This window comes from Parapedobacter lycopersici, assembly GCF_040395035.1.
GTDB classification, from domain to species: Bacteria; Bacteroidota; Bacteroidia; order Sphingobacteriales; family Sphingobacteriaceae; genus Parapedobacter; species Parapedobacter lycopersici_A.
This window is the reverse complement of record NZ_JBEBRB010000003.1, coordinates 60,303-72,512: the sequence shown is the minus strand read 5'-3', so window position 1 is coordinate 72,512 and position 12,210 is coordinate 60,303. Positions and strand designations below refer to the sequence as shown.

Here is a 12,210-nt window from a genome sequence, read left to right as displayed (position 1 = left end):
GGCACCGCGGCTGGTTACCGGCGTTTATAGGCCTGCTGCACGGCCAGCGGAACCAGTTGGCTGATATCCCCGTTATTGGCCATGATTTCACGGATAATGGTCGACGAAATATGGGACAATCCGCTGCGGCTGATTAGAAAAACGGTTTCGATATCGGGTGCCAGCATACCGTTATTTCCGGCAATGGCCTGCTCATATTCAAAATCAAGTGTATTCCGCATGCCACGCAGGATGTATCCGGCACTTACCTGGCGGCATAAATCAACGGTGAGTCCGGTAAACTGCATGGCCTCCACGCGACTGTTGCCGTGAAACACTTCTTCGATGACGGCCAGCCGTTCGGCGGTCGAAAAGTGTCCTTTTTTTGTCTGGTTGACGCCGACTGCCACATATATTTTATCGAAGAGCCGCTGCCCCCGTTCGACAATATCCACATGTGCATTGGTGATCGGGTCAAACGATCCGGGGAATACCGCAATTTTCATGACGCATCTTTTTAATGAAACGGATTAATAAGGTCCAACGTTATTTATGCAACGCAGTTTACACGAATCCAGCACCTTCGCTGCAACGATTTGTTAATGGCGCTGATACCCGCTTTCATTCGATTACCTTGTAAATCATTAATGCAAATATAGAAAATAAGGATAAAGCACAACTGTACTTGCCTTTTTTACCCGGCCTCCGCAAAAATCTTAGAAAGAAAATTGCCACATCGGGAATTGGCCACTTTTCGGCTTTCTCTTTTTTTGAGACCCTCGTCGTTGTCGGGCTGCCCGTTCCCCGGATTAAATTATTTCCTTTCGGATGGCTTCTTCCACCTTGTACCGATGCAGGTGATGACGCAAAAATGCATCAATCTTTTCTGCGATCTGCCGATGAAATTCCACTAACGGGAAATGTCCGGTCGGATAAAAAGCATATTCAATATTGGTTAAGTCCATGCCATATTTCAAGGCGCCCGCTTTAGAAAAGAACTTGTCGTTTTCTCCCCAGATAACCAACGTTGCAGGCTGCATTTTACTGAATAATTGCTGCCATTCCGGATACAACAGCACATTATTTTGGTAGTCGTACAGGAGGGTCAATTGGATTTCTTTATTGCCTTTCCGCTCCAAAAAAAAACTGAATTTTGCTAATTTCATCGATAAAGCCGTGCTTCCCAAAAACATGAAAATAAGGGTAAACGGGGGTCTCAGTGTTTATAGAACGAAAACGAAGAATAGCCGTATTTACGGGTATCATATAATGCCGGATGCGCCGGAATCTGGCGGGTGGATGGGTGTTCCAGTATTAAAAGCCCTTGTTCGCGCAAGAGATTCCGTTCAAAGACGAACTGCGGAAGCTGCGGAAGCTGTGGCAGATCATAGGGCGGGTCAATAAAAATAAAGTCGAATGTATCTTCGCATTTCACAAGAAACCGCAGCACATCGGCTTTTATAGCCTTTATTCCCGGAAGCTGAATCTTCTTTGCCGTTGCGGCAATGTACTGGATACATTTGAAATGAATATCCACAGCCGTCACATCCACGGCACCGCGGGAAGCCAGCTCAAAAGTAATGTTGCCTGTACCGGCAAATAAATCCAATGCTTGCAGGTTCGTAAAATCCAGTTGATGTTGCAAAATATTGAACAGCGCCTCCTTGGCCAGGTCTGTTGTTGGCCGCACAGGGAGGCTGGTGGGTGGATGCAGCCGGAGTCCACCATGGGTACCGCCGATTATACGCATCGCAGCAATCCGAAGAGCGAAAGAAACCGATGTTGATCCTGCTGCAGATCCGGTAACCCTGCGATACCGATCAGCTCCTCCAGATCCGCCCAAGTAATAGTATCGCTATAGGTAGTGAGGCATGAATAATAAGGATCGCCGGCCGCGATATCACCCGACAGCAACACCGGCAGTTTCCCGTCCGACAACCCCAGGTGCTCCAGCACGGCAAGCATATAGTAATGCAGGTCGGCCGGCTCATGGATTTCAAAGTCATTGCAGTAATGGAGTTTTCCATCTGCAAAGAAGCCGATGCACGCATTGGCATCGCCGGTTATGTCTACAGTAAGCAACCGTTCTTCTCCCTGGATGCGGCCGCTGATACTGCACAAGTAAGCATGTGTTTTTGAATATATGGCAGCTTCCGGGAATGCCGCGGTATACCGCTCCAGTCCGAGCCTGTTCAGCTGGTAAACAAGCCTGACGTCGTAAGGCGCAACAGGGGATACTTCCGGAACGGTCAATCCGTCATTTACCAGGAACCGCCCGTAAACGGGAAGTAACGCAGCATCGTACGCCGCCTCGGGAACAAATGAATAACTATGGTCGGCAGCCGCAATCCTTACCTGTCCGAATGAAAGTCCGTCCAGCGCTTCTACCTGTTGCTGCGGGCCAGCAACCGCAAAGAATTTGAGCTGCGACTGATTGTCAACTACTGCCAGCGTATCTGCCGACTGCCCCACGCGCACCAATAACGTATAATCTGCCGCCCGACGGCTGTCAAAATCCGTTGAAGTATAAATATGATTCATGTATTATCGACAAACATACTTAGATAAATCCTGAAAAACAATTTTTGCGGCGACCGCTGAATTGGCCAACTTTTAAATACCTTTGGACGTGCATATCGCCCAATTGCTATCCAATCGTTTTCCGCTGCCGCCAACCGACCAGCAACGCGATACCTTCCGGGTGCTGGCTGATTTTTTAAGCTACAGCGGACCGGACGGCTGTTTTGTATTGAAAGGGTATGCCGGAACCGGAAAGACCACCCTCATCAGTACCCTGGTAAAAACACTTCCCGCGTTGTCCATGCGTTCCGTATTGCTTGCTCCTACCGGACGGGCAGCGAAGGTAATGAGTCTATATGCGCATCGAAAAGCCTTCACTATACATAAAAAAATATACCGGAAAAAAACGGCGCTGTCGCCCGACCTTGCTTTTCAGCTGGCCGAAAACCCACATACCGATACGCTGTTCATCGTGGATGAGGCGTCCATGATTTCCAATGAACGGGTTACATTCCATCAAAAAAGCCTGCTGGAAGATCTCATCGCCTACATCCGGAAAGGCAGGAACTGCCGACTGATGCTCGTGGGCGACCGGGCGCAGCTCCCCCCGGTGGGCATGTTAAAAAGTCCGGCCCTGGATATCCAGTCGCTGGAAAGCGCCTTTGGTTTCCGGGTTTTTACATATGAACTTACCGAGGTAGTACGGCAGCAGCAGGATTCGGGCATTCTTTATAATGCCACCCGGATCCGTGAGCAGGTGCAGGTGGAAACAGATGCAGCGGCACCGGCTTTCCCACAGTTCCGCGTCAGGGGTTTTCCTGATATTTTTCGGATGACAGGCGAGCGGCTATTGGAAGGCCTGCATTATGCTTATGGTAAATACGGGATGGAGAACACCATGGTGATCTGCCGCTCCAATAAAAATGCAAACCTGTACAACCAGCATATCCGAAACCGCATCCTGTTTCGCGAGGAGGAACTCACCGGCGGCGATTACATCATGGTTGTCCGGAACAATTACCATTGGCTTGCCGACGCGAACGAAAGTTCCGGCTTTATTGCCAACGGCGATATGGCGCACGTCCGTCGGGTGCGCAACGTCCACGAGCAGCACGGGTTCCGGTTTGCGGATGTCAGCCTGGAGTTGATCGACGCCGACACCGAAGGCCCCTTCGATTGCCGGATACTGCTTAATACCCTCCATATGGATACGCCAAACCTTACACAGGCAGATCAGCAACGCCTATATGATGCCATTATGGCCGACTACAGCGATATAGGCGATAAGAAAGCCCGGCTGGAGGCGCTGCGTTCAGACCCCTATTACAACGCGTTACAGTTGAAGTTTGCGATGGCTGTTACCTGCCATAAAGCCCAGGGTGGCCAATGGCCGTGTGTGTTTGTGGATCAGGGCTATTTAACCGATGAAATGCTGGATACGGAATTTCTGCGATGGTTATACACGGCATGCACACGGGCAACCCATGAACTCTTCCTGGTCAATTTCAGTGATCAATTCTTTCTGAATGAGGCAATGGGCAACCGGTCGGTTTGACTGCAGCCGTCCAACGCCACAAAATTATTACACAACAAAAGCTAACATCCTGTAAACAAAGTACCTGCACAATTGTTTCTCCATCATTGCCTTTATATATGCAGTGATTGCCTTAAATTATGAAACAAGACAGCAAGCCTATCCATTCCCCGTTAACCGGGTACGGAAACGACATTAGCCCCCCTACCTCCCTTCGTTCAATTCCCGCTTCGGACAAATCCGATCCGAAACCTACACTTAGAATGGTCGATGCCATTGCGATTATCGTAGGTATTGTGGTAGGTGCAGGTATTTTCCGAACGCCTTCGCTGGTTGCGGCCAATACCGGAAGCACGGCGCTGTTTCTATTGGCCTGGCTGCTTGGGGGTATCGTTTCATTAATCGGCGCATTATGCTACGCAGAATTGAGCACCGCATTTCCCAATACCGGGGGCGACTACCATTTTCTAAGGCGTGCGTTCGGTAGGCGGTTTTCGTTTCTTTTTGCCTGGGCACGGATCAGCATCATACAAACAGGCTCCATTGCCCTGCTGGCTTACATTATCGGAGATTACCTTTCCCAGCTGTACTCCGTGGGCGCTTATTCCTCGGCCATCTTTGCCGCGCTGGTTGTGGTGACGCTTACGGTCATCAACATGATTGGTGTCCGTTTCGGTACAGGTACACAAAAACTGTTGTTTATACTGGAATTCAGTGGTACCTTATGTGTGATCATCGTTGGCTTGTTTATCCAGCCTTCCACCGGAGCGCTGGCCGCATTGCCGGCTGCCCCCGCTTCTGGGATGACAACAGCTATGGGGCTTGCCATGGTCTTCGTGCTGCTCACCTTTGGTGGGTGGAACGAGGCCGGTTACATATCAGCTGAATTACGTGCCGGCAGTCGAAAAATGGTACCCGTACTGGTTATCAGCATCGTGATGATCACCGTGCTTTACTTATTGGTTAACTGGGCATTTCTCCGGGCGCTCGGCGTCGAACGGATGGCGGCATCGGCTGCCGTGGGAATTGATTTAATGCGGGTAACCCTTGGGGAAGCCGGTGTATTCTTAATCGGAATTATTGTGATCATGGCTACGCTGACCTCGATCAATGCCACCATTTTTACAGGTGCCCGAACCAACTATGCCCTGGGGCGCGATTTCAGGTTGTTTGCTCCGCTGGGTAAATGGAATGCCCGGACTTCCGCTCCGGTCAATGCCCTGATGGTTCAGGGTATCGTTGCACTGGCCTTGATTGGCCTTGGTGCTTTCACACGCGACGGCTTCCAGTCGATGGTCGACTTCACGGCGCCGGTATTCTGGTTTTTTTTCCTTGCCATCGGCGTCGCGTTGTTTGTGCTCCGGGCCAGGGAACCCGGGGCGGCACGACCATTCAGGGTGCCGCTGTATCCGCTTACTCCCCTTATCTTCTGCGGGTCATGCGCCTACCTCCTTTATTCCAGCTTGGCATATACCGGATTCGGCGCAATGGCCGGAGTGGCGATCCTGCTTTTGGGCATGCTGTTTTTTTTCGCGATACGTTGATGCACGGTCCGCACGCGGATGCAGCGCCCCAAACAATCGGACTGCAAGCCGTGTTTACCAATTGACTGATTTGGATATTCACTAAATAGATAACCTTAAAAATGAACACAATGAGCACATTAAAAAACTGGTTGGTTGTTTTCTTCCTCACGGCGTGTGCCGGTGCGTACGCGCAGCAACCGAATCTGGACGTTCCGTATGTCCCCACGAAGCAGGAAGTTGTCGAAGAGATGCTGAAACAGGCAAATGTAAAACCGGGTGATGTCGTCTATGACCTTGGATGCGGAGACGGGCGAATCGTGATTACGGCCGCCCAGAAATTCGGCGCTACGGGTGTTGGTGTAGACCTAAACCCCGAGCGCATTAAAGAGGCCAACGCCAATGCCGCTGCCGCGGGTGTTACTGATAAGGTAAAATTCGTCGAGGGTGATTTGTTTGAGTTCGATTTCAGCGACGCAGATGTAGTAACCATGTATCTGCTGCCTTCCGTGAACCTGAAGCTGCGGCCCAAGTTGCTCAGCGAGCTGAAGCCGGGCAGTCGCATCGTTTCACATGACTTTGATATGGGCGACTGGGAAGCTGAAAAGACCGTGGAAGTGGGTAATGACACTGTTTATCTGTGGACGGTACCTGCAAAGTAAGGTAATAGCCTGTGTAACCGCCGGTAACAGGGCAGGTAAATATGAGAATAAGGGGGGCAGCCTGATAAGCGCCCCCCTTACTTGTGTTATTGCGTAGCTGGCGTTTTTTTATTCCACAGGTAATAGACTGGAATCCCTAAAAGCACAATAATGAGTCCCGGCCACGTAAACGTTGGCTGATAGATCAGGAGTCCGATACAGATAGTCAGCGCGGCTGCCACATAAAAAGCGGGTAATACAGGGTATCCAAAAGCCCGGTATGGACGGGGCATGTCGGGGTGTTTCCGCCGTAATATGAATACACCGATAATGGTCAGCGAATAAAAAATCAGTACCACGAAGATAACGTAGTTGAGCAGGTCGCCATAGCGGCCTGTCAGGCACAGTACGGATGTCCAGACGCATTGTGCCCAAAGCCCCCAGCCCGGCACCTCGAATCGGTTCAGAACTCCTGCCTTTTTGAAAAACAACCCGTCCTGCGCCATGGTATAATATACCCGGGCACCCGCCAGGATCAATCCGTTATTGCAGCCGAAGGTCGCCACCATAATCATCACGGCAATGACCATGGTGCCCACGGATCCGAAGATCGCCTGCGCAGCCGCTACCGCGACACGGTCGGCCGGCGCGAAAGCAATTTCAGGCAAGCGTAATGTCGCCAGGTACATGAGGTTGGTCAACACGTAAATAACCGTTACGATAAGTGTACCTAAAAAAAGGCTAAGGCCTATATTCCGCTTGGGATTGCGTATCTCTCCGGCGATGAATGTAACGTTGTTCCAGGCATCACTTGCGAATAACGAGCCGACCATGGCGGATACAATCCCGGCAAAGACCGCTGCACCACTTACGGAAACGGCGTGCCCGCCGACAGCATCCCAGCGAATGGTTTCCCAGGGCGCGGCCCAATTGGCATCCCATACCGCCGTGTTGAACGCGCCGAAGAGCCCTGCCACGATCAGTCCACCCAGTGACAGAATTTTAACCAGCGTGAATACCGTCTGGATGATCTTGCCGTTTTTTACTCCACGGGTATTCAACCACGTGAGGAAAATTATGGTGCCGATCGCCACCAGCTGGGCAGCATTCAGCCGAAATATCCCAAAATCCCATAATACGTTCCCGTCGCCGAGCGGCTCATAGAGGTAAGCGGCAAACTTGGCAAATGCCACGCCCACAGCGGCAATGGTACCGGCCTGGATCACCATGAACAGCGACCAGCCGTATAAAAAAGCAACCAGTTTATTATAGGCTTCACGCAGGTACACGTATTGTCCGCCAGCTTTGGGAAACATACCGGAGAGCTCGCCGTAAGTCAGGGCAGCGATGACCGTAATGACCCCCGCGAGTAACCATACTGCGATTAGCCAACCTGCGCTGCCTACATGACGGGCAATATCCGAACTGACAATAAATATACCTGAGCCGATCATGGAACCGGCTACCAGCATCGTAGCATCGAGCAATTTGAGCTCGCGCTTCATGTCATGTGCCTCTTCATTGTTGGTTGTGTTTATCATATTTTAGGTTTATCGGTATTGGATGACCACCCCTGCCCTGTCTGTTTCTTTTGGCGATTCCGGCAACGACCACCCGCTGTTTCTCGTTACAGAAATGGTTGCAAATCGGGATGATAACAATTGATGTACAGCCTGTCGGGCGAACCCGCCACACCCTGCAAAAAAAGCGCAAATAAATTTGTTTATTTCAATAAGCATCTTATTTTTGGCATCGCATGATTTTAGGCCTATCTTAAATTTTATTAGTTAATTGGATCAAATATAATGGAATTTCTACAGCAAAATCTTATTTATTTAATTCCCGCACTCGGCGTAGTGGGCATCATTGTTATGATTGTCAAGTCGGCATGGGTAAACAGGCAGGACGCCGGTGACGAGAATATGCGTTCATTGGCAGGACACATCGCCGAAGGGGCAATGGCCTTCTTAAGGGCCGAATGGAAAGTACTTTCCTACTTTGTCATTATTGCCGCTATTTTACTGGCCTGGTCGGGCACATTGGTAGAAACATCCAGTTGGGTAATTGCGGTCTCTTTTGTTATTGGGGCCGTTACCTCGGCGTTTGCCGGATACATCGGCATGAATATCGCCACGAAGGCCAATGTACGCACCACACAAGCCGCCCGCAGCAGCCTGACCAAAGCACTTAAGGTTTCGTTTACCGGTGGTACGGTGATGGGACTTGGTGTAGCAGGGCTTGCCGTGTTGGGTATGGGTACGCTATTCATCATATTTTACCAAGCATATGTAGTTAGCACCGGCGGCAACGTAAATGGACTTGAAATGGAGAAAGCCCTGGAAGTATTGGCGGGTTTCTCCCTCGGTGCGGAATCTATTGCGCTTTTTGCCCGTGTAGGCGGTGGTATCTATACGAAAGCTGCAGACGTGGGTGCGGACCTGGTTGGCAAGGTCGAGGCGGGGATTCCCGAAGACGACGTGCGTAATCCTGCCACGATTGCAGACAACGTGGGTGATAATGTGGGAGACGTTGCAGGCATGGGTGCGGACTTATTCGGCTCGTACGTGGCCACAATATTGGCAACCATGGTACTGGGGCGTGAAATTATCTCAGCCGATCAGTTTGGGGGTATTGCCCCTATCCTACTGCCTATTTTAATTGCTGGACTGGGACTTATTTTCTCTATCCTGGGGGCTGCCCTGGTACGGGTAAACAATGATCAGGGCGATGTGCAGCAGGCATTGAACCTGGGCAACTGGTCGTCCATTATTTTTACGGCAATTGCATCTTATTTCGTGGTCGGCTGGCTGCTGCCCGACCAGCTTGAATTGCGGGGCGTTTCGTTTACCTCGTTGGATGTATTTTTTGCAATCATCGTGGGCCTGGTAGTTGGCGCATTGATGAGTATCGTTACGGAACATTATACGGCAATGGGAAAACGGCCAGTGAGTTCGATTGTCAAGCAGTCTTCAACGGGGCATGCCACGAATATTATCGGCGGGTTATCCATCGGCATGGAATCGACCATGATACCAACCATTATCCTGGCTGCCGGCATCATTTCTTCTTACGCTTTTGCGGGATTATACGGTGTGGCGATTGCTGCAGCGGGCATGATGGCTACGACAGCGATGCAACTCGCGATCGATGCTTTTGGGCCGATCGCCGATAATGCTGGCGGTATTGCGGAGATGAGCGGCCTGCCGAAGGAAGTACGCGAGCGCACCGATAAACTGGATGCAGTGGGTAACACCACGGCGGCTACGGGAAAAGGGTTCGCCATTGCTTCAGCCGCATTGACGGCACTGGCACTTTTTGCCGCATTTGTAGGCATATCCGGTATTGACGCAATTAATATTTATAAGGCACCGGTATTGGGCGCGCTGTTTGTTGGCGCCATGATCCCGTTCATCTTTTCATCGCTGGCGATAGCCGCGGTAGGCCGCGCAGCGATGGCTATGGTTGAGGAAGTGCGCAGGCAATTCCGTGAAATCCCGGGTATTATGGAGTACAAAGCAAAGCCGGAATATGACAAATGTGTCGCTATTTCCACTAAGGCGTCAATCCGTGAAATGATCTTACCGGGCGCAATCGCCCTGGTTGTGCCAATCCTGGTAGGATTCGGGTTCCAGAACGTATTTGAAGACACCTCTTCTCCTGAAATTTTAGGGGGATTGCTAGCCGGTGTAACGGTGTCGGGCGTGTTGCTCGGCATGTTCCAGAATAATGCCGGAGGTGCCTGGGACAATGCAAAGAAATCTTTTGAAGCCGGCGTTGAAATCAACGGCAAGATGGAATTTAAAGGTTCCGATGCGCATAAGGCATCGGTGACAGGTGACACTGTAGGTGATCCGTTTAAGGATACTTCAGGTCCTTCCATGAATATCCTGATTAAATTAATGTCCATTGTATCGCTCATCATTGCGCCGCACATCAGCGTCAACGGCGGCCACTTGGCGGATACCCGTGTAAGCACGTCGTCCGAAAAGGTTATTTCGCACGTGGAATCAGAAAACGCCACCACTGATAATACCGTGGTACTGCCGGCGTCCCGGTTCTGACCCTTACATAAAACGATAAAAACAAAGGAGGCAAGCACAACTTACCTCCTTTGTTTTTATCGTTTTATGGCGAATTACAGCGAATAATGTCATTTTTTTTCTGCACTAATAAAATAAATATTTGTAGGTTTGAAACGTAACTAATGCAGATAATCCTAAATTATCATTAAAGAAAATCAACATGTTATTTAAAAAATCGATTGCCACATTGGTGAACGAGGCGCAGGAGAGCGGAGAAGGAACCCTTAAACGGACACTGTCAAGCGGTGGGTTGGTGGCATTGGGTGTAGGCGCGATTGTGGGCGCCGGTCTTTTTTCCCTGACCGGGATAGCCGCGGCGGAAAACGCCGGTCCCGCAGTAACGCTTTCTTTCGTCATCGCAGCCATTGGATGCGCACTCGCGGGGTTGTGCTACGCCGAATTTGCAGCTATGATTCCGGTAGCCGGTAGTGCGTATACGTATTCATACGCAACCATGGGTGAAGCTGTCGCCTGGATTATCGGATGGGACCTTGTGCTGGAATACGCGTTGGGTGCCGCTACTGTGGCTTCCAGCTGGTCGCAGTACTTTAATGAATTTCTACAGGAATTTAACATAAATATTCCTCCGGAATTCCTGCATGGTCCGTGGGAAGGGGGAATTGTTAACTTACCGGCAATTTTCATTGTATGCCTGTTATCGCTGCTGCTTATCCGCGGCACGCAGGAATCGTCGCTGGTCAATAACATCCTCGTAGTGGTTAAAGTGGCGGTAGTGCTGATATTTGTTGCACTTGGATGGAGTTTTATCAATCCGGCCAACCATGAACCCTTTATTCCTGCCAATGAAGGGGAAGAACTGGTCAAAGCCGGCAAATTGGGCTTTTTTGACTTCTTTACCAGCGACTATTTTGGTGCATATGGCATCAGTGGTATTATGCGCGGGGCGGGTGTGGTCTTTTTCGCCTTCATCGGTTTTGACGCCGTGAGTACTGCCGCACAGGAGGCAAAAAACCCGCAGAAAGGAATGCCAATCGGCATCATCGGATCATTGGTCATCTGTACCGTATTGTATATGCTCTTTTCGTTTGTACTTACCGGCCTGGCCAATTACACGACATTCGCCGGCGATGCAAAACCTGTCGCCACCGCATTTTCCCGCACCGGATACACTTTTCTGAACACCGCATTGATTGTAGCCATTCTCACCGGTTATACTTCCGTGATGCTGGTCATGCTGCTGGGACAAAGCCGCGTCTTTTATACCATGAGTAAAGACGGACTGCTCCCCAAATTTTTCTCCGATCTGTCCAAACGGCAAACGCCCTGGAAAACTAACCTGATTTTCATGGTATTTGTAAGTTTGTTTGCCGGACTGGTACCGGTTGCAGACCTGGGTCACATGGTAAGTATTGGAACGCTATTCGCATTCTGCCTGGTATGTATTGGCGTTATTGTATTACGTAAGACCAATCCGCTCGCCGTCCGTCCGTTCCGGACACCGTTCGTACCGGTTGTACCGATACTCGGTGTAATTGTCTGTATTGCATTAATGGCGTCCTTGCCCATCGAAAGCTGGGAACGGCTGGCCATATGGATGGTCATCGGTATGGTCATCTACTTTTTATACGGAAAACGCCACAGTAAAATACGCATCGACGTAAAATCACATAACGAAAACACGACGGAACCCTAAGGTTGGTTCTGAAAGTAAACTATCAGAAAGCGCCCCGACAATCAACGGGGCGCTTTTTTTGTAATATGTTATATAATAATCAATTAACATACGGTTAATCCAAAATGCGTTACCTTTGTTCTGTTCATCATTCATACCATGAATGGATTGTTTCTCAAAACGATTAAACGACAGCGCACCTTCCCTCCTTGGGAATTGCTTCATCTCCGCACAGAAACTCACTCAACTTATCACTATGAAACGAAAGACTACTAAATTTTCGATTTTAGTTGCTTTT

10 protein-coding genes are annotated in these 12,210 nt (G+C 50.1%); 5 read left to right on the top strand and 5 right to left on the bottom strand.

From position 1 onward, the window contains the following. Nucleotides 1-14 precede the first annotated feature (14 nt). The 4 genes from coaD to ABWO75_RS01880 form a co-directional block, all read right to left on the bottom strand. Complete coding sequence (gene coaD / locus ABWO75_RS01895) at nucleotides 15-485, bottom strand: pantetheine-phosphate adenylyltransferase (RefSeq protein WP_353182001.1); 471 nt, start codon at nucleotides 483-485, stop codon at nucleotides 15-17. A 303-nt stretch (nucleotides 486-788) separates the two neighbouring features. Continuing rightward, a complete protein-coding gene (locus ABWO75_RS01890; protein ID WP_353181999.1) occupies nucleotides 789-1,145 on the bottom strand; it encodes an alpha/beta fold hydrolase in 357 nt (118 codons plus the stop codon). Between the two features lie 50 nt (nucleotides 1,146-1,195). After that, nucleotides 1,196-1,729 carry a 16S rRNA (guanine(966)-N(2))-methyltransferase RsmD gene (gene rsmD / locus ABWO75_RS01885; RefSeq protein WP_353181997.1) on the bottom strand — a complete coding sequence of 178 codons (534 nt, stop codon included), beginning with the start codon at nucleotides 1,727-1,729 and terminating at the stop codon, nucleotides 1,196-1,198. Continuing rightward, entirely contained in the window at nucleotides 1,720-2,520 is an 801-nt protein-coding gene (locus ABWO75_RS01880; RefSeq protein WP_353181995.1) for a DUF3822 family protein, read from the bottom strand. Before ABWO75_RS01880 ends, rsmD begins: the two co-directional genes overlap by 10 nt. Nucleotides 2,521-2,608: 88 nt before the next feature. Here ABWO75_RS01880 and ABWO75_RS01875 point away from each other — a divergent pair, with 88 nt between their 5' ends. The 3 genes from ABWO75_RS01875 (at nucleotide 2,609) to ABWO75_RS01865 (ending at nucleotide 6,218) form a co-directional block, all read left to right on the top strand. Beyond that, complete coding sequence (locus ABWO75_RS01875; RefSeq protein WP_353181993.1) at nucleotides 2,609-4,054, top strand: ATP-dependent DNA helicase; 1,446 nt, start codon at nucleotides 2,609-2,611, stop codon at nucleotides 4,052-4,054. A gap of 119 nt (nucleotides 4,055-4,173) precedes the next feature. Further along, the gene (locus tag ABWO75_RS01870) at nucleotides 4,174-5,577 is read left to right on the top strand and encodes an APC family permease (RefSeq protein WP_353181991.1); all 1,404 of its coding nucleotides are present in this window, start codon (nucleotides 4,174-4,176) and stop codon (nucleotides 5,575-5,577) included. 110 nt (nucleotides 5,578-5,687) lie between these two features. Then, a complete protein-coding gene (locus ABWO75_RS01865) occupies nucleotides 5,688-6,218 on the top strand; it encodes an SAM-dependent methyltransferase (protein WP_353181989.1) in 531 nt (176 codons plus the stop codon). 86 nt (nucleotides 6,219-6,304) lie between these two features. On the opposite strand, the gene ABWO75_RS01860 is transcribed toward ABWO75_RS01865, so the two are convergent. Next, the gene (locus tag ABWO75_RS01860; protein ID WP_353181987.1) at nucleotides 6,305-7,738 is read right to left on the bottom strand and encodes an APC family permease; all 1,434 of its coding nucleotides are present in this window, start codon (nucleotides 7,736-7,738) and stop codon (nucleotides 6,305-6,307) included. Nucleotides 7,739-8,002: 264 nt separating this feature from the next. Here ABWO75_RS01860 and ABWO75_RS01855 point away from each other — a divergent pair, with 264 nt between their 5' ends. Then, nucleotides 8,003-10,258, top strand: coding sequence for a sodium-translocating pyrophosphatase (locus tag ABWO75_RS01855; protein ID WP_353181985.1), 2,256 nt, complete (start codon nucleotides 8,003-8,005; stop codon nucleotides 10,256-10,258). A 181-nt stretch (nucleotides 10,259-10,439) separates the two neighbouring features. Beyond that, complete coding sequence (locus ABWO75_RS01850) at nucleotides 10,440-11,933, top strand: amino acid permease (protein WP_353181983.1); 1,494 nt, start codon at nucleotides 10,440-10,442, stop codon at nucleotides 11,931-11,933. Nucleotides 11,934-12,210: the final 277 nt, after the last annotated feature.

What these genes read in the sequence shown, in the direction of transcription:
- ABWO75_RS01870 (WP_353181991.1), top strand. Translation starts at nt 4,174, where the DNA reads ATGAAACAAGACAGCAAGCCTATCCATTCCCCGTTAACCGGGTACGGA.
- ABWO75_RS01890 (WP_353181999.1), bottom strand. Translation starts at nt 1,145, where the DNA reads ATGAAATTAGCAAAATTCAGTTTTTTTTTGGAGCGGAAAGGCAATAAA.
- rsmD (WP_353181997.1), bottom strand. Translation starts at nt 1,729, where the DNA reads ATGCGTATAATCGGCGGTACCCATGGTGGACTCCGGCTGCATCCACCC.
- ABWO75_RS01855 (WP_353181985.1), top strand. Translation starts at nt 8,003, where the DNA reads ATGGAATTTCTACAGCAAAATCTTATTTATTTAATTCCCGCACTCGGC.
- ABWO75_RS01860 (WP_353181987.1), bottom strand. Translation starts at nt 7,738, where the DNA reads ATGATAAACACAACCAACAATGAAGAGGCACATGACATGAAGCGCGAG.
- ABWO75_RS01880 (WP_353181995.1), bottom strand. Translation starts at nt 2,520, where the DNA reads ATGAATCATATTTATACTTCAACGGATTTTGACAGCCGTCGGGCGGCA.
- coaD (WP_353182001.1), bottom strand. Translation starts at nt 485, where the DNA reads ATGAAAATTGCGGTATTCCCCGGATCGTTTGACCCGATCACCAATGCA.
- ABWO75_RS01865 (WP_353181989.1), top strand. Translation starts at nt 5,688, where the DNA reads ATGAGCACATTAAAAAACTGGTTGGTTGTTTTCTTCCTCACGGCGTGT.
- ABWO75_RS01850 (WP_353181983.1), top strand. Translation starts at nt 10,440, where the DNA reads ATGTTATTTAAAAAATCGATTGCCACATTGGTGAACGAGGCGCAGGAG.